Genomic DNA, 16,922 nt, shown 5'->3' with positions numbered 1-16,922 from the left:
CTGGCTTTTTCGCATCCCGACCGGATCACATCACGCGGCTGCGGTACTCGTTGGTGCGCGTGTCGATCTCGATCTTGTCGCCGATGTTGCAAAACAGCGGGACGGCGAGCTCGTAGCCCGTGTTGATCTTGGCGGGCTTGAGGACCTTGCCCGAGGTGTCGCCCTTGACGGCCGGCTCGGTGTAGGCGATCTCGCGCACGATGATGGTCGGCAGTTCGACCGAGATCGCGCGGCCTTCGTAGAAGACCACCGCGACGGTCATGCCTTCCTCGAGGTAGTTGAGGGCGTCGCCCATGCTGTCGGCCTCGACCTCGTGCTGGTTGTACTCCTCATCCATGAAGACGTACATCGGGTCGGCGAAATAGGAATAGGTGCATTCCTTGTTCTCGAGCACGACGAGTTCGAATTTTTCATCGGCCTTGTAGACGGCCTCGCTGGCGGTGCCCGACAGCAGGTTCTTGAACTTGAGCTTGACGACGGCGGCGTTGCGCCCCGACTTGTTGTATTCGGCCTTCTGGACGACCAGGGGGTCGTTGCCGACCATGATGACGTTGCCCACGCGCAATTCTTGTGCGGTTTTCATAAAGGAAGTGGCTCCGGGGTGTTCTGCCCCGTGGGGTCCGGAGCAAAGCTGAAAAATCAATAACTTTCTATTTTAACGCTTTGGCGATGCCGCATGCAAAACGCCAGCAGGTTTGCGGCCAGGTCGGGCGCCTCGGACAGCGCGTCGGACCATTGCCGGCTGCGCCGGCGCCAGGCGTCGCAGGCCGGCGCCTCGAGGGCCTGCGCCAGGGCTTGTGCCAGCGCCGAGGCGTCTGGGCCGTTCCATGCCCGCACCGCCTCGGCCGCGGGTGGCGGCAGGGCGGCAAGCGCCAGCCAGGCCTCCAGCTTGTCGAGGTGCGTGTCCCCGGTCTGGGGATAGATGTGCCAGAGCAGCGGGACGCCCGCCCACAGGGCGCGGACCAGCGAATCCTCGCCGCGCACGAGGTTCAGGTCGCAGCACCACAGCAATTCGTCGAATCGCCGCTGGGGCGTGAAGGGGATGGCATGGACCTGCAGGGCGCCCTCGCCGGTCAATCCGGCGGGCACGGCGCCCGGCGCCAACAGCAGGGTGGGGCGCGGATCGGCGGCGAGCGCGCGCTGCAGTCCCGCCAGCGGGGCGTGCGGATAGCAGAACAGCAGGACCACCCGCGCCTCGTCGGCCAGGGCGCCGAAATCCCGCCCGGTCAATTCGCGCAGGCGCTGCCGGCGCGGGATCGACTGCGCGGCCTCGCGCCGGGCGACCAGGCCGGGCTCGCGCAGCAGGCCGCCGGTGCCGGGGACGAAGCCGGGAAAAAAGAAATGCTTGGGGACCCCGTTGGCCTGCGGCGAGGGCAGGCCATGGCAGCCGCGCACCCAGTCCTCGGCGCTGAGGTATTCGAGATTGATCCACAGGCAGCCGCGCCCGGGCATGGCGGCCAGGTAGGGGGCCGGCGGCGTGCAGGCAAAGGCCTCGATGACGACGCCGTCCCGGGGCGGCAGCGCCGCCGCGGCGTGCGCCCATGGCAGGACGCGGACGCCTTCGACGGTCTGGTCGGATGCCGCGGCATCGATCGCCGGCACGAGGCGCGCCAGTGCCGCCCGTTCATCGATCCATAGCCTGACGGCGTGGCCGCCGGCCGCCAGCTGGGCCGCCAGCCGCCAGCACACCCCGGCGTCGCCAAAATTGTCGACCACCCGGCAGAATAGGTCGAAAGCCGGTGGGTTCATGCGCACGAACCGGGTGTCATGGATGGACGGGATGCGGCGACGTCAATGGAAATGCATGGGCTCCGGGTCGATTTCCTCGGGCAGCTCGGGGTGTTGCATCTCGCCCAGCATGTTGGGGAAATAAGGAGTGCCGCAATCATCGCAGAATTCCAGTGCCTGCAGGCCCGGCAGGCGGCGGATGTCCTGGATGCCTTCCTCGCGCAGCAAGGCGGCGATTTCCTCCCAGGCATTGATCTGGTCGTCGGTGCTGGGCTCGGGCAGGGCCTCCTCGCGGCTGAGGGCCGGCCAGACGCAGCCGTAGATGACGTCGTTGTTCTCGCGAGTGCAGAATCCGACCCGGTATTCCTCGACGCCCTGTTCGCCGCAGGCGACGATGGCCGCGCGCAGATCCTTGGCCGGGATGTGCCCCGCGGTCTGCAGCCAGGTCACCGCGGCCTTGAGCGACAGCGGGCGGATGCGCTGGTCGGCCAGGCGGGTGCTGGTGTAGTAGGCCTCGGGCTGCAGGTATTCGACCTGGCAGCCCGTGAAGACCGGATCCAGGAGCCGTGCGCAATTGGCGCGCCAGCGGGCCGCCGATTCCTCGCGCAGTTCGGCGGGCCGCTCGGCTTGGGCATCCTGCCAGCGAAACAGGGCCTCGCCCTCGGGGACGGCGATGATGCCCACGAGGAACAGCACGTCGGCCAGCAGGTTGTCGGGCTGCTCGGCGTCGCTGCGGATCGGTGCGCCCGGGCCGCCGCCCAGGGCGCGCAGCGCGAGGCTTTGGGTCCAGGCGCGGGTTTCATGGAAGGACTGCGGCAGGCGCTCGAAGCGGATCAGTTCGGGCAGCAGCGCCAGCCGTGCGCCCGGGGCCGCCACCGAATCCGCCAGCAGCGCTTCCAGTTCGCGGACGTGGTCCGGGTTCAGCCCGCCCTCGGGCAGCTTGTAGCGCGTCCAGGCCAGGATGGGCGCGGAAAACAGCAGAACCTCCCAGGCCTGGCCCTGATGGGTGAGGCGCAGGGATTCCGAACGGTTTTCCGCCTGTTCGACCAGGACCTCATAGGCCTGCGACTGGGCATCCATGAGGTGGTCGAGGGCCGACTCGACCGTGCGTCCCGGTTTGCCCGACAGGGCGCGATCCAGCAGGGCGCCGAGCTGGCGTTCCCAGTAATCGTCCTCGATGCGGCTGCCCGAGCGCGCCAGCGCGTCGGCCAGGGCGATCAGGGAACGGGAGGGGCGGGACAGGTGTGCGTGACGAGAGGAGGATGCCATGACGTGCGGACGAAGGGCTGCGGCTTGCTGGTGTCGTGTCTCGTGGACGCAACCGTGACATCGCGCCTGCGCGGCGATGTGCGTATGAGACACCGTACTAGTGTACCGCCTGCCCGCCGTTCGTGTTTGGGTGGACTGGAAGGCCCGGGGGGGCGGGACGGTCCGCGAAGACCGTCCCGCCCCCCGGGAGGATGCCCGCCTTGGGCGGCGGGCCGTGCCGTCAGGCCTCGACGGTATTGGCGACCGCCGTGAAATCCTCGATCTGGTCGAAGTTCATGTAACGGTAGATCCGGTCGCCGTCCTTGGACAGCACGCCCATGTCGGCCAGGTATTCCTCGCGCGTCGGGATGCGGCCCAGGCGCGAGCAGATCGCGGCGAGCTCGGCCGAACCGAGGAACACATTGGCGTTCTTGCCCAGGCGGTTGGGGAAGTTGCGGGTGCTGGTCGAGAACACGGTGGCGCCTTCGCGCACCTGCGCCTGGTTGCCCATGCACAGCGAGCAGCCCGGCATCTCCATGCGCGCGCCGGCGGTGCCGAAGGTGCCGTAGTGGCCTTCCTTGGTCAATTCGCTGGCGTCCATCTTGGTCGGCGGGGCGACCCAGAGCTTGGAGGGCAGGTCGCGCTTGCCCTCGAGCAGCTTGGCGGCCGCGCGGAAGTGGCCGATGTTGGTCATGCAGCTGCCGATGAAGACCTCGTCGATGGGGGTGCCGGCCACGTCCGACAGCGTCTTGACGTCGTCGGGGTCGTTGGGGCAGGCGACGATGGGTTCGTGGATGTCGGCCAGGTCGATCTCGATCACCGCCGCATAGTCGGCATCGGCATCGGGCTCGACGAGCTGCGGGTCGGCCAGCCAGGCCTCCATGGCCTTGATGCGGCGCGCCAGCGTCCGGGCGTCCTGGTAGCCGTTGGCGATCATCCACTTCAGCAGCGTGATGTTGCTGTTCAGGTATTCGATGATCGGTTCCTTGTTCAGGCGCACGGTGCAGGCCGCGGCCGAGCGTTCGGCCGAGGCATCGGAGAGTTCGAACGCCTGTTCGATCTTGAGGTTGGGCAGGCCTTCGATCTCGAGGATGCGGCCCGAGAAGACGTTCTTCTTGCCTTTCTTCTCGACCGTCAGCAGGCCTTGCTTGATGGCATACAGCGGGATGGCGTTGACCAGGTCGCGCAGCGTGACGCCGGGCTGCATGTCGCCCTTGAAGCGCACCAGGACCGATTCGGGCATGTCCAGCGGCATCACGCCGGTGGCCGCGGCGAAGGCCACGAGGCCCGAGCCGGCGGGGAAGCTGATGCCGATGGGGAAGCGCGTGTGCGAGTCGCCGCCGGTGCCCACGGTATCGGGCAGCAGCATGCGATTGAGCCACGAGTGGATGATGCCGTCGCCTGGGCGCAGGGACACGCCGCCGCGCGTGCTGATGAAGGCGGGCAGCTCGTGGTGGGTCTTGACGTCGACGGGCTTGGGATAGGCGGCGGTGTGGCAGAAGGACTGCATCACCAGGTCGGCCGAGAAGCCCACGCAAGCGAGGTCCTTGAGCTCGTCGCGGGTCATGGGACCCGTGGTGTCCTGGCTGCCGACCGAGGTCATGCGCGGTTCGCAGTAGGTGCCGGGGCGCACGCCCTGGCCCTCGGGCAGGCCGCAGGCGCGGCCGACGAGTTTCTGGGCGATCGAGTAGCCCTTGCCGCTGTCGACGGGGTTTTCGGGCAGGCGGAACAGGGTGGTGGGCGGCAGGCCCAGCGCGGCGCGCGCCTTGGCCGTCAGGCCGCGGCCGATGATCAGCGGGATGCGGCCGCCGGCGCGGACCTCGTCCAGCAGCACGTCGGACTTGAGCTGGAACTCGGAGATGACCTGGCCGTCCTTCAAGGCCTTGCCTTCGTAGGGACGCAGCTCGATCACATCGCCCATGTTCATGGCCGAGACGTCGAGCTCGATGGGCAGGGCGCCGGAGTCCTCCATCGTGTTGTAGAAGATCGGCGCGATCTTGCCGCCCAGGCAGACGCCGCCGAAGCGCTTGTTGGGCACGAAGGGGATGTCCTCGCCGGTGTGCCAGATCACCGAGTTGGTGGCGGATTTGCGCGAGGAGCCCGTGCCGACCACGTCGCCCACGTAGGCGACCAGGTGGCCCTTGGCCTTGAGCGCGTTCAGGAATTGGATGGGGCCGACCTTGCCGGGGACGTCGGGCTCGATGCCGTCGCGCGGGTTCTTCAGCATGGCCAGCGCGTGCAGCGGGATGTCGGGCCGGCTCCAGGCGTCGGGCGCGGGCGACAGGTCGTCGGTGTTGGTTTCGCCCGTGACCTTGAACACGGTCAGGGTCAGGCTTTGCGGGACCTCGGGGCGGCTGGTGAACCACTCGGCGTCCGCCCAGCTTTGCAGCACCGCCTGGGCGTGGGCATTGCCCGCCTTGGCTTTTTCCTCGACGTCGTGGAAGGCATCGAAGATCAACAAGGTCTTTTTCAGGCCCTCGGCGGCCACGGGCGCCAGTTCGGCATGGTCGAGGAGTTCGATCAGCGCGCTGATGTTGTAGCCGCCCAGCATGGTGCCCAGCAGTTCGGTGGCGTGCTTGCCGTCGATCAGCGGACAGACCTCTTTGCCCAGGGCCACCGCGGCCAGGTAGGACGCCTTGACGCTGGCCGCCTCGTCCACGCCGGCCGGCACGCGATGGGTGAACAGGTCCAGCAGGAACTGTTCCTCGCCCGCGGGCGGGTTTTTCAGCAGTTCGATCAGGTCGGCGGTCTGGTGCGCGGTCAGCGGAAGCGGGGCTATGCCCATGGCTTCGCGCGCGGCGGCTTCGGTGCGGTAGGAATCCAGCATGTCGGGGCTCTAAAGAAAAGTTTCAGGGGGATTCTGTCGGCCCCTATTTTACGGGGAGGCGGGATTTCAGGCAACAGTCTTATATAAGATATAAGACACGAGTGTTCAATCCAGCAGATCCTGGTATTCCGGATGCCGCCGCATGAAGGCGGCGACGTAGGAGCAGACTGGGCGGACGCGCCAGCCGCGCAGCCGGGCGGTCTCCAGGGCGGTGCGCACCAGGTCGGCGGCGATGCCCCGGCCCTCGACGGGGCGGGGGACCCCGGTGTGCGTGAAGGCCGCCACGCCGTCGGCCAGGACGTAGTCCATGACGCAGAGGTGGCCTTCCTCGGTCCATTCGAAGCGGCGGCGGGCCTCGTCGTGCCGTACAGCGCGTGTCATGGCGATCTTCTCTCTGGGGTTCGGTGTCGATGCGGGGCGGCGCGGCGTGCCGGGGCCTGTCCGGCGGCCGCGCCCAGGCCTCAGATGACGTACAGGTCCACGTACTCGTGCACCGGCATCGCCTCGAGCGCCTTCTGGTCCAGGGACACGTCCAGGATGCGCTGCTGCTGGCGCGCCGGGAACTGGCGCGCGAGATTGGTGCGGAACTTGGCCTCGAGCAGCGGGATGCCTTCCTTGCGGCGGCGCTTGTGGCCGATCGGGTACTCGCAGACGATCTCGTCCAGGCGTGTGCCGTCCGTGAACTCGACCGTCAGCGCGTTGGCGATGGAACGTTTTTCGGGATCGTGGTAATCGGCGGTAAAGGCCGGATCCTCGACGCAGACGATCTTGTCGCGCAGCGCGTCGATGCGCGGGTCGGCGGCGATGCCGTCCTCGTAGTCGGCCGCCGTCAGGCGCCCGAAGATCACCGGCACGGCGACCATGTACTGCACGCAGTGGTCGCGGTCGGCGGGGTTGTCCAGCGGGCCCTTCTTGTCGATGATGCGGATGCAGGCCTCGTGGGTGCGGATGGTGATCTTGGCGATGTCCGCGTCGGTCTTGCCCAGCGCCTCGAGGCGGTCGTGGATCTGCATGGCGCATTCCACGGCGGTTTGCGAGTGGAATTCGGCCGGGAAGGAGATCTTGAACAGCACGTTCTCCATCACGTAGCTGCCGTAGGGCCGCTGGAACTTGAAGGGCTGGCCCTTGAACAGCACGTCGTAGAAGCCCCAGGTCGGCGCCGTCAACACGGAAGGGTAGCCCATCTCGCCGGTGCGCGCGATCAGGGCCAGGCGCACGGCGCGGCTGGTCGCGTCGCCCGCGGCCCAGGACTTGCGGCTGCCGGTGTTGGGGGCGTGGCGGTAGGTGCGCAGGCTCTGGCCGTCGACCCAGGCCAGGGACACCGCGTTGATGGTCTCGTCGCGCGACAGCCCGAGCATCTGCGAGACCACGGCCGTCGAGGCGATCTTGACCAGGACCACGTGGTCCAGCCCGACCTTGTTGAAGGAGTTCTCCAGCGCGATGCAGCCCTGGATCTCGTGGGCCTTGATCATGCCTTCGAGCACGGCCCGCATGGTCAGCGGCGGCTTGCCGGCGGCCACGGCGTTGCGCGAGAGCCAATCGGCCACCGCCAGGATGCCGCCGAGGTTGTCCGAGGGATGGCCCCATTCGGCCGCGAGCCAGGTGTCGTTGAAGTCCAGCCAGCGGATCATGCAGCCGATGTTGAAGGCGGCCTGCACCGGGTCCAGCTGGAACTGGGTGCCGGGGACCTTGGCGCCGTTGGGCACCACGGTGCCCGGCACGATGGGTCCCAGCAGCTTGCGGCAGGCGGGGTATTCGAGCGCCTCGAGGCCGCAGCCCAGGGTGTCGATGAGGCAATTGCGCGCGGTCTCGAGCGCGAGCGCGCTGTCGATCTGGTAATCCAGCACATAATCGACGATGTCCACCAGGACCTGGTCGGGCTGGGGACGCACGTTGGAAATAGTCGCAGACATGGGGTTTCCTGAAAGAGGTTGCGGCTTATTTGCGCTTTTCGATGGGGAGGAACTTGCGGTCCTCGGGGCCGACGTAGTTGGCCGTCGGGCGGATGATCTTGTTGTCGATGCGCTGCTCGATGATGTGCGCCGACCAGCCGGCGGTGCGCGCGATCACGAACAGCGGCGTGAACATGGCGGTGGGCACGCCCATCATGTGGTAGGACACGGCCGAGAACCAGTCCAGGTTCGGGAACATGCGCTTGACCTCCCACATCACCGATTCCAGGCGCTCGGCGATGTCATACATCTTGGTCGAGCCGGCCTTCTTGGACAGTTTTCGGGCGACTTCCTTGATGACTTTGTTGCGCGGGTCGGAGACCGTATAGACCGGGTGCCCGAAGCCGATGATGACCTCCTTGGCCTCGACGCGGCGGCGGATGTCGGCCTCGGCCTCGTCGGGATCGTCGTAGCGTTTTTGAATCTCGAAGGCGACCTCGTTGGCGCCGCCGTGCTTGGGGCCGCGCAGCGCGCCGATCGCGCCAGTGATGGCCGAGTACATGTCCGAGCCGGTGCCCGCGATCACCCGGCCGGTGAAGGTCGAGGCGTTGAACTCGTGCTCGGCATACAGGATCAGCGACGTATGCATGGCGCGCACCCAGTCGTCGCTGGGGGTTTCGCCGTGCAGCAGATGCAGGAAATGTCCGCCGATGCTGTCGTCGTCGGTCTGGACGTCGATGACGCGGCCGTTGTGGCTGTAGTGGTACCAGTACAGCAGGGCCGAGCCCAGGCCCGCCATCAGGCGGTCGGCGATGTCGTGCGCATCGGCGAGGTTGTGGTCGTCCTTTTCGGGCAGCACGCAGCCCATCACCGAGGCGGCCGTGCGCATGACGTCCATCGGGTGGCTGGCGGCGGGCAGCGCCTCGAGGGCGACCTGGACCTGGGCGGGCAGGCCGCGCAGGCGGCGCAGCTTTTCCTTGTAGGCCTTGAGTTCGGCCCTGGTCGGCAGCTTGCCGTGGATCAGCAGGTGGGCGACTTCCTCGAATTCGCAGGTGTCGGCGATATCCAGGATGTCGTAACCGCGATAGTGCAGGTCGTTGCCGCTGCGGCCCACCGTGCACAGCGCGGTGTTGCCGGCGACGACGCCCGACAGGGCCACCGATTTCTTGGGCTTTGGCCCGGCGGGGGCATCGGCCTGGGCGGCGGGCGTCTGCGGCACCGCGGCCTTGCGGGCCGGGGTTTTCCGGGCATTGGAGGTGTTCTTGGTCGCCATCGGGGGTCTCCTTGGATGAGGGTTTCGGGTCGCGGGCGTATCCCGGTCAGGACGCCTTGTGCTTGCCCTGCCGGAACAGGGCGTCGAGCTGCGCTTCGTAGCGGTGGTAGCCGATCCGGTCGTAGAGTTCCTCGCGGGTCTGCATCAGATCGACCACATTGTGCTGGTGGCCGTCGCGGCGAATCGCCTCGTAGACGGCCTCGGCCGCCTTGTTCATGGCGCGGAAGGCCGACAGCGGATACAACACCATGCCTACGCCCGCGCCGGCCAGCTCCTCGACCGTGAACAGCGGCGTCTGGCCGAACTCGGTGATGTTGGCCAGGACGGGGACCTTCAGGCTGGCGGAGAATGTCCGGTAGGTGTCCAGGTCGTAGGACGCCTCGGCAAAGATCGCGTCGGCGCCCGCCTCCACGCAGGCGTGCGCGCGTTCGAGCGCCGCGTCCACGCCGTCGACCGCGATCGCGTCGGTGCGGGCGATGATGTAGAAATCGCTGTCGGTGCGGGCATCCACGGCCGCCTTGACGCGGTCGGCCATTTCATCGGTGCCGACGATTTCCTTGCCGGGGCGGTGCCCGCAGCGCTTGGCGCCCACCTGGTCCTCGATGTGGCAGCCGGCGGCGCCGAACTTGATGAGGGACTTGACGGTGCGGGCGATGTTGAAGGCCGACGGCCCGAATCCGGTGTCGATGTCCACCAGCAGCGGCAGATCGCAGACGTCGGTGATGCGGCGCACGTCGATCAGCACATCGTCGAGCGTATTGATGCCCAGGTCGGGCATGCCCAGCGAGCCGGCAGCCACGCCGCCGCCCGAGAGGTAGATCGTGCGATAGCCCGCGCGCTGCGCGAGCAGGGCGTGGTTGGCGTTGATGGCGCCGATGATCTGCAGGGGCGATTCGTCCTTGAGGGCCTGGCGAAAGAGCGCGCCGGGGGAAGCGGGTCGGGTCATGTGGATCTCCTGTGCGGATGCCGGCGTCCGAGCCCGGGTGCGCTGTCCGGCCGGCGCGCCGGGGGGGCGGTTTACTGCAGCAGGTCGGCGATGCCGTCGCGTTCCTCGAGCAGCTCGTTCAAGGTGAAGTCCATGCGCTCGCGCGAGAAAGCGTCGATCTCGAGGCCCTCGACACGCGTGTATTCGCCCTTGGCGGTGATGACCGGCACGCCGTAGATGATGCCTTCCGGGATGCCGTAGGAGCCGTCGGAGGGCACGCCCATGGTGACCCACTTGCCGTTGGAGCCCAGGACCCAGTCGCGGACGTGGTCGATGGCGGCATTGGCCGCGGAGGCGGCCGAGGACAGGCCGCGCGCCTCGATGATGGCGGCGCCGCGCTTGCCGACGGTCGGGATGAACGTGTCGCGGATCCAGGCGTCATCGTTGATCAGCGTTTGCACAGGCTGGCCGTCGATGGTGGCAAAGCGCGTGTCCGGGTACATGGTGGGCGAGTGGTTGCCCCATACGATGAGTTTTTCGATGCCCGCGACGGCCTTGCCCGTGCGGGCGGCGATCTGCGACAGGGCGCGGTTGTGGTCCAGGCGCAGCATGGCGGTGAAATTGCGGGCCGGCAGGTCGGGCGCGGATTTCATGGCGATGTAGGCGTTGGTGTTGGCCGGGTTGCCGACCACCAGCACCTTGACGTCGCGGCTGGCGACCTCGTTGAGCGCCTTGCCCTGGGCGGTGAAGATCTGGGCGTTGACCTGCAGCAGGTCCTTGCGCTCCATGCCCTTGCTGCGGGGGCGGGCGCCGACCAGCAGGGCCACGTCGGCATCCTTGAACGCCTCGCGCGGATCGCTGTGGGCGCTCATGCCGGCCAGCAGCGGGAAGGCGCAGTCCTCGAGTTCCATCATCACGCCCTTGAGCGCCTGCTGGGCCTTGTCGTCGGGAATTTCCAGCAGCTGCAGGATCACGGGCTGGTCCTTGCCCAGCATTTCTCCGGAAGCGATGCGAAACAACAGGGCGTAGCCGATCTGGCCGGCGGCGCCGGTGACGGCCACGCGCATGGCGGCTTTGGACATAAAAATCTCCGAGAGGATGAATGGCGGAAACGGGGGATCCGGAAACGCGGAAAAGAGTAGTTTATTCCAGTTCTTGCGTCAAGACTCTTATATCTTATATAAGACACAAGAGTATTAGACATCTGGCGTCCGCCATGCGAAAATGCGAAAGTTTTATTTTGTAGCACGACCGCCCCGCGGGCCCCTCCCGAACCCATGTCAGATTCCTCCCCGACCGATCGCGTCCACGAGCTGGGCCGCGCCAATAGCGCTGCCTTCAGCCCGCTGTACCAGCAGATCAAGGGACTGATCCTCCAGGGGCTGGACCGGGGGGAATGGAAGCCCGGCGAGGCCATCCCCAGCGAATTCGAATTGGCGGCGCGCTTCCAGGTCAGCCAGGGCACGGTGCGCAAGGCCATTGACGAGCTCGCGGCCGACAACCTCCTGATTCGCCGCCAGGGCAAGGGCACCTTCGTGGCGACCCACAACGAGGCCAAGGTCCGCTATCGCTTCCTGCGCCTGGCGCCCGACGACGGCCGCCAGGCGGTGTCCTCCAGCCAGATCCTCGACTGCCGCCGCACCAAGGCGCCCGCCGACGTGGCCCAGGCCCTGGACCTGCGCGCGGGCGACGTGGTGGTCAACATGCGGCGCGTGCTGTCCTTCGACGACATGCCCACCATCCTCGATGACATCTGGCTGCCGGGCGCCCCCTTCAAGGGCCTGACCATGGAGTCCCTGACGCGCTATCGCGGTCCGGTCTATGCCCTGTTCGAAACGGAATTCGGGGTCAGTATGGTGCGCGCCGAGGAAAAGCTGCGCGCCGTCGTCGCCAGCGACGCGCAGGCCGGCTGGCTGAAGGTCGATCCCGGCAGCCCGCTGCTGCAGGTCGAGCGCGTGTCCTACACCTTCGGCGACCGGCCCATGGAGCTGCGCCGGGGCCACTACGTGACCGAGCGCTATCATTACCGGAACAGTTTGAATTGAATCCCGGATCGGCGAAAATGCCTGTCACGAGGATGAGCATCCACGACATTTGTTTAAATAAAAGAGGCCATCATGTCTGAACCCGCCACAAAGCCGCGTCCGCAGTTCCGGAACCTCGGCTTGACCGACCTGCTGAGCTACCGCCAGCCCCCGGCCGCCAAGTCGTCCATCCTCCACCGCATCAGCGGCGCCCTGCTGTTTCTCGCGCTGCCCATCGTGCTGGTGCCGCTGTTCGCGCAAAGCGTCCAATCGCCGGCGACTTTCGCCGCGATGCAGGAATGGGTCGCCAATCCCTTCTGTAAGATCATCCTCCTGGTCCTGATGTGGGGTTATTTCCACCACTTCTGCGCGGGCATCCGCTACCTGGCGCTGGACCTGCACTACGGCAACGCCCGCGAGCCCTCCCAGCGCTCGGGCGCCCTGGTGCTGGGCGTCGGCCTCGGGCTGACGGTCGTGTTCGGTTTGAAACTGTTTGGAGTCTGGTAATGGCCCACCAAGAACGCATCGGCCGCCGGCGCCTGGTCGTCGGCGCCCACTATGGCACGCGCGATTTCATCGTCCAACGCGCGACCGCCGTCATCATGGCGGTCTACACCCTGGCCCTGGTGTTGTACGCGGTTTTCGTCCCCAGCCTGGATTTCGAGTCCTGGCGCGCCTTCTTCTCGTTCACCGTCGGGGCCCTGCCGCTGGGCCAGCTCCTGGCGACGGTCGCCTTCCTGTCGCTCGCCTGGCATGCCTGGGTGGGCGTGCGCGACATCTGGATGGACTACGCCCGTAACGACGGATTGCGCCTGTTCCTGCAGGTGCTGACCATCATGTGGCTGGTGGCCGCGGTGGTTTTCTTTGCTCAAATTCTCTGGAGTCTATAACCGTGGCCGCTGTCAAGACATCTCTCCCGCGCCGCCAGTTCGATGTGGTGGTCGTCGGCGCCGGCGGGGCCGGCATGCGCTGCTCCCTGCAGCTCGCGCAGGCGGGCCTGTCGGTGGCTGTGCTCTCCAAGGTCTTTCCGACGCGTTCGCACACGGTGGCCGCGCAAGGCGGCGTCAGCGCCTCGCTGGGCAACATGAGCGAGGACAACTGGCTCTGGCACATGTACGACACGGTCAAGGGCTCGGACTGGCTCGGCGACCAGGATTCGATCGAATTCATGGTGCGCGAGGCGCCCAACGCCGTCTACGAACTGGAACACTTCGGCATGCCGTTCGACCGCAACGCCGACGGCACCATCTATCAGCGCCCGTTTGGCGGCCACACGGCCAATTTCGGCGAAAAACCCGTGCAGCGCGCCTGTGCGGCGGCCGACCGCACCGGCCACGCCATGCTGCATACGCTCTACCAGCGCAACGTCGCGGCGCGCACCCAGTTCTTCGTGGAATGGATGGCGCTGGACCTGCTCAGGAACGGCGACGGCGACGTCCTCGGCGTGACCGCCATGGAAATGGAAACCGGACAGATCTACGTCCTCGAGGCCAAGCACACCGTGCTGGCCACGGGCGGGGCGGGGCGCATCTTCCAGGCGACCACGAACGCCTTCATCAACACCGGCGACGGCCTGGGCATGGCCGCGCGCGCCGGCATTCCGCTGCAGGACATGGAGTTCTGGCAGTTCCATCCGACCGGCGTGGCCGGCGCGGGCGTGCTCATCACCGAGGGCGTGCGCGGCGAGGGCGGCTTCCTGCTCAACAAGGACGGCGAGCGCTTCATGGAACGCTATGCGCCCCAGCTCAAGGACCTCGCGCCGCGTGATTTCGTGTCCCGTTCGATGGACCAGGAAATCAAGGAGGGCCGCGGCTGCGGCGACGGCAGCTACGTGGTGCTGAAACTCGACCACCTGGGCGCCGAGACCATCATGAAGCGCCTGCCTTCGATTCGCGAGATCGCGATCAAGTTCGCCAACATCGATCCGATCAAGGATCCGATCCCGGTGGTGCCGACGCTGCACTACCAGATGGGCGGCATCCCGGCCAACTATCACGGCCAGGTCGTCACCCGCGTCAATGGCGAGGACCAGATCGTCAACGGCTTGTATGCCGTGGGCGAGTGCGCGGCAACCTCGGTGCACGGCGCCAACCGCCTGGGCACCAACTCGCTGCTGGATCTGATCGTCTTCGGCCGCTCGGCGGGCAACTTCATCGTTTCCCAGCACCCCGAACGCCAACACGCCCACCAGGACATCCCCGAGTCGGCCATCGACGCGTCGGTGGATCGCGTCGATCGCACCGAGCGGCGCACCTCGGGCGAAAAGACGCATGACGTCATCGACAAGATGCGGGCGATCATGCAGAGCCATTGCGGCGTGTTCCGCAAGCTCGACATCCTGGCCGAGGGCGAACGCATGATCGAGGACATGGTCGAGGAATTCAAGGCCATCCACTATGCCGACAAGTCCAAGGTCTTCAACACGGCCCGCATCGAGGCGCTCGAGGCGGCCAACATGATCGAGGTGGCCCGCGCGACCACCAAGTCGGCCGTCAACCGCCTCGAATCCCGCGGCGCCCACGCCCTCGAGGAATACCCCGAACGCGACGACGTGGAGTGGCTGAAGCACACCCTCTGGTTCTCGGAAGGCAGCCGCCTGGAATACAAGCCCGTACGCATGAAGCCGCTCACGGTGGACACCATGCCGCCCAAGCCGCGCACCTTCTGAGCAGGAACCCGAAATGAGCCAAAAACGCATCGTCAAGTTCGAGATCTACCGCTACGACCCTGACAAGGACGAGCGCCCCTATATGCAAAAGCTCGAGGTCGAGCTGCAGCCCACCGACAAGATGCTGCTGGATGCGATCCTGCGCATCAAGAACGAGGTCGACGACAGCCTGGCGCTGCGCCGCTCGTGCCGCGAGGGCGTGTGCGGCTCCGACGCCATGAACATCAACGGCAAGAACGGCCTGGCCTGCACGACGAACCTGCTGACGCTCAAGGAACCCATCGTGCTCAAGCCGCTGCCCGGCCTGCCGGTGGTGCGCGACCTGATCGTCGACATGACGTTCTTCTTCGACCAATACCATTCGGTCAAGCCGTATCTGATCAACGACACGCCGCCGCCCGAGAAAGAGCGCCTGCAAAGCCCCGAGGAACGCGAGGAACTCAACGGCCTGTACGAGTGCATCCTGTGCGCCTGCTGCTCGACGGCCTGTCCCTCATTCTGGTGGAATCCCGACAAGTTCGTCGGCCCCGCCGGGCTGCTGCAGGCGTATCGCTTCATTGCCGACTCCCGCGACGAGGCGACCGGCGAACGCCTGGACGACCTCGAGGATCCTTATCGGCTGTTCCGCTGCCACACCATCATGAACTGCACGGATGTGTGTCCCAAGGGGCTGAACCCCTCGGCGGCGATCGGCAAGATCAAGGAAATGCTCGTGCGTCGCACGATTTAGGCATACGAGATGCCCAGCGGACTCTCGGACCTCGATCGTGCGCGCCTGCGTTGGCGTGCACGTCGCGGCCTGCTCGAGAACGACTTGATCATCACGCGTTTCCTGGACGCTCACGAGTCCACGCTGGCCGCGCGGGACGTCCAGGCGCTGACGCACCTTTTTGAAATGGGCGACAACGAACTGCTCGATGTGCTGCTGGGCCGCGCCGATCTGTCGGGGGATTACGACGACCCCGACATCCGCCGGCTGGTCGAGCAAATGAAAGCGATATCACTTTAAGGAAGACCCGACATGCAGTTATCCGATAAAAAAGCCACGCTATCGTTCTCGGACGGCAGCCCGTCCGTCGAATTCCCCGTCTACGAGGGTACTGTGGGCCCGAACGTGGTCGATATCCGCAAACTGTACGGCCAGACCGGGATGTTCACGTACGACCCGGGCTTCCTGTCGACGGCCGCGTGCGAATCGGCGATCACCTACATCGACGGCGACAAGGGCCAGCTGCTGTATCGCGGCTATCCCATCGACCAGCTCGCGCAAAAGTGCGACTTCCTGACGATCTGCTACCTGGTGCTCAACGGCGAGCTGCCCGATGCCCGCCAGAAGGCCGATTTCGACGACCTGGTGACGCATCACACGCTGGTGCACGAGCAGATGCACACCTTCCTGCAGGGCTTCCGGCGCGACGCCCATCCGATGGCGGTGCTGACCGGCCTGGTGGGCGCGCTGTCGGCCTTCTACCACGACTCGACGGACATCACCAATCCGCGTCATCGCGAGGTTTCGGCCATCCGGCTCATCGCCAAGATGCCCACGCTGGTGGCGATGGCCTACAAGCATTCCCTGGGCCAGCCCTTCATCTATCCCAAGAACGATCTGTCGTACACGGGCAATTTCCTGCGCATGATGTTCGCTACGCCTTGCGACGATTACCACGTCAACGAGGTGGTCGAGCGCGCGCTGGACCGCATCTTCATCCTGCACGCCGACCACGAGCAAAACGCCTCGACCTCGACGGTGCGCCTGTGCGGTTCTTCGGGCACGAACCCGTTCGCGGCCATTGCGGCCGGCGTGGCGTGCCTGTGGGGGCCCGCCCACGGCGGCGCGAACGAGGCCTGCCTGAACATGCTGGAAAACATCCAGGCCCAGGGCGGCGTGGCCAAGGTCGGCGAGTTCATGGAGCAGGTCAAGGACAAGAACTCGGGCGTGCGCCTGATGGGCTTTGGCCACCGCGTCTACAAGAACTACGACCCGCGCGCCAAGATGATGCAGGAAACCTGCCGCGAGGTGCTCGACGCGCTGGGGCTGCATAACGACCCGCTGTTCAAGCTGGCCATGGAGGTCGAGCGCATCGCGCTCGAGGATCCGTACTTCGTCGAGCGCAAGCTCTACCCGAACGTCGACTTCTATTCGGGTATCGTGCAACGTGCAGTCGGTATCCCGACCTCGCTGTTCACGGCGATCTTCGCCCTGGCCCGCACGGTGGGCTGGATTGCCCAATGGAACGAGATGCTGTCGGATCCCGACTACAAGATCGGCCGCCCGCGCCAACTCTATTCCGGCGCGCCGCTGCGCAACGTGCCCTGATCCGCGGGTCCGCCCGCGAC

Annotated in this window: 16 protein-coding genes; 7 read left to right on the top strand and 9 right to left on the bottom strand. The window is 66.4% G+C overall.

What is annotated here, in order from left to right:
• Positions 1-25: 25 nt before the first annotated feature.
• The 9 genes from efp to OOZ48_RS09720 all read right to left on the bottom strand — a co-directional run bounded on the left by efp (position 26) and on the right by OOZ48_RS09720 (position 10,975).
• Positions 26-583 carry an elongation factor P gene (gene efp / locus OOZ48_RS09760; RefSeq protein ID WP_269497696.1) on the bottom strand — a complete coding sequence of 186 codons (558 nt, stop codon included), beginning with the start codon at positions 581-583 and terminating at the stop codon, positions 26-28.
• Between the two features lie 56 nt (positions 584-639).
• Positions 640-1,749 carry an elongation factor P maturation arginine rhamnosyltransferase EarP gene (earP, locus tag OOZ48_RS09755; protein WP_269497693.1) on the bottom strand — a complete coding sequence of 370 codons (1,110 nt, stop codon included), beginning with the start codon at positions 1,747-1,749 and terminating at the stop codon, positions 640-642.
• Positions 1,750-1,791: 42 nt separating this feature from the next.
• A complete protein-coding gene (locus OOZ48_RS09750; protein WP_269497690.1) occupies positions 1,792-2,997 on the bottom strand; it encodes a DUF2863 family protein in 1,206 nt (401 codons plus the stop codon).
• 220 nt (positions 2,998-3,217) lie between these two features.
• Positions 3,218-5,803: a bifunctional aconitate hydratase 2/2-methylisocitrate dehydratase gene (acnB, locus tag OOZ48_RS09745; RefSeq protein ID WP_269497687.1), complete on the bottom strand. Its 2,586-nt coding sequence runs from the start codon at positions 5,801-5,803 to the stop codon at positions 3,218-3,220.
• A 105-nt stretch (positions 5,804-5,908) separates the two neighbouring features.
• Entirely contained in the window at positions 5,909-6,184 is a 276-nt protein-coding gene (locus OOZ48_RS09740; RefSeq protein WP_269497684.1) for a GNAT family N-acetyltransferase, read from the bottom strand.
• A gap of 80 nt (positions 6,185-6,264) precedes the next feature.
• Complete coding sequence (locus tag OOZ48_RS09735; RefSeq protein ID WP_269497681.1) at positions 6,265-7,716, bottom strand: bifunctional 2-methylcitrate dehydratase/aconitate hydratase; 1,452 nt, start codon at positions 7,714-7,716, stop codon at positions 6,265-6,267.
• A 25-nt stretch (positions 7,717-7,741) separates the two neighbouring features.
• Positions 7,742-8,968: a bifunctional 2-methylcitrate synthase/citrate synthase gene (gene prpC, locus OOZ48_RS09730; RefSeq protein WP_269497678.1), complete on the bottom strand. Its 1,227-nt coding sequence runs from the start codon at positions 8,966-8,968 to the stop codon at positions 7,742-7,744.
• 46 nt (positions 8,969-9,014) lie between these two features.
• Positions 9,015-9,914 carry a methylisocitrate lyase gene (prpB, locus tag OOZ48_RS09725; RefSeq protein WP_269497675.1) on the bottom strand — a complete coding sequence of 300 codons (900 nt, stop codon included), beginning with the start codon at positions 9,912-9,914 and terminating at the stop codon, positions 9,015-9,017.
• Positions 9,915-9,985: 71 nt separating this feature from the next.
• On the bottom strand, positions 9,986-10,975 hold the full coding sequence (locus OOZ48_RS09720) for a malate dehydrogenase (RefSeq protein WP_269497671.1): 990 nt from the start codon (positions 10,973-10,975) through the stop codon (positions 9,986-9,988).
• A gap of 195 nt (positions 10,976-11,170) precedes the next feature.
• Between OOZ48_RS09720 and OOZ48_RS09715 the strand changes: the two genes are divergently transcribed.
• From OOZ48_RS09715 to gltA, 7 genes are all read left to right on the top strand, one after another.
• Positions 11,171-11,938: a GntR family transcriptional regulator gene (locus OOZ48_RS09715; RefSeq protein WP_269497668.1), complete on the top strand. Its 768-nt coding sequence runs from the start codon at positions 11,171-11,173 to the stop codon at positions 11,936-11,938.
• A 72-nt stretch (positions 11,939-12,010) separates the two neighbouring features.
• The gene (sdhC, locus tag OOZ48_RS09710; RefSeq protein WP_269497665.1) at positions 12,011-12,424 is read left to right on the top strand and encodes a succinate dehydrogenase, cytochrome b556 subunit; all 414 of its coding nucleotides are present in this window, start codon (positions 12,011-12,013) and stop codon (positions 12,422-12,424) included.
• Complete coding sequence (gene sdhD / locus OOZ48_RS09705; protein ID WP_269497662.1) at positions 12,424-12,807, top strand: succinate dehydrogenase, hydrophobic membrane anchor protein; 384 nt, start codon at positions 12,424-12,426, stop codon at positions 12,805-12,807. Before sdhC ends, sdhD begins: the two co-directional genes overlap by 1 nt.
• Positions 12,808-12,809: 2 nt before the next feature.
• Positions 12,810-14,585 (top strand): succinate dehydrogenase flavoprotein subunit, encoded by a 1,776-nt coding sequence (gene sdhA, locus OOZ48_RS09700; RefSeq protein WP_269497659.1) that lies wholly within the window; start codon positions 12,810-12,812, stop codon positions 14,583-14,585.
• A gap of 13 nt (positions 14,586-14,598) precedes the next feature.
• Entirely contained in the window at positions 14,599-15,315 is a 717-nt protein-coding gene (locus tag OOZ48_RS09695) for a succinate dehydrogenase iron-sulfur subunit (RefSeq protein ID WP_269497656.1), read from the top strand.
• A gap of 9 nt (positions 15,316-15,324) precedes the next feature.
• Positions 15,325-15,594 (top strand): FAD assembly factor SdhE, encoded by a 270-nt coding sequence (locus OOZ48_RS09690; protein WP_269497653.1) that lies wholly within the window; start codon positions 15,325-15,327, stop codon positions 15,592-15,594.
• A gap of 12 nt (positions 15,595-15,606) precedes the next feature.
• Positions 15,607-16,902, top strand: coding sequence for a citrate synthase (gltA, locus tag OOZ48_RS09685; protein ID WP_269497650.1), 1,296 nt, complete (start codon positions 15,607-15,609; stop codon positions 16,900-16,902).
• The last annotated feature ends 20 nt before the right edge of the window (positions 16,903-16,922 follow it).

Source organism: Castellaniella sp. S9 (assembly GCF_027257175.1).
GTDB lineage: Bacteria > Pseudomonadota > Gammaproteobacteria > Burkholderiales > Burkholderiaceae_B > Castellaniella.
This window is presented reverse-complemented; position numbering and strand designations above follow the sequence as displayed.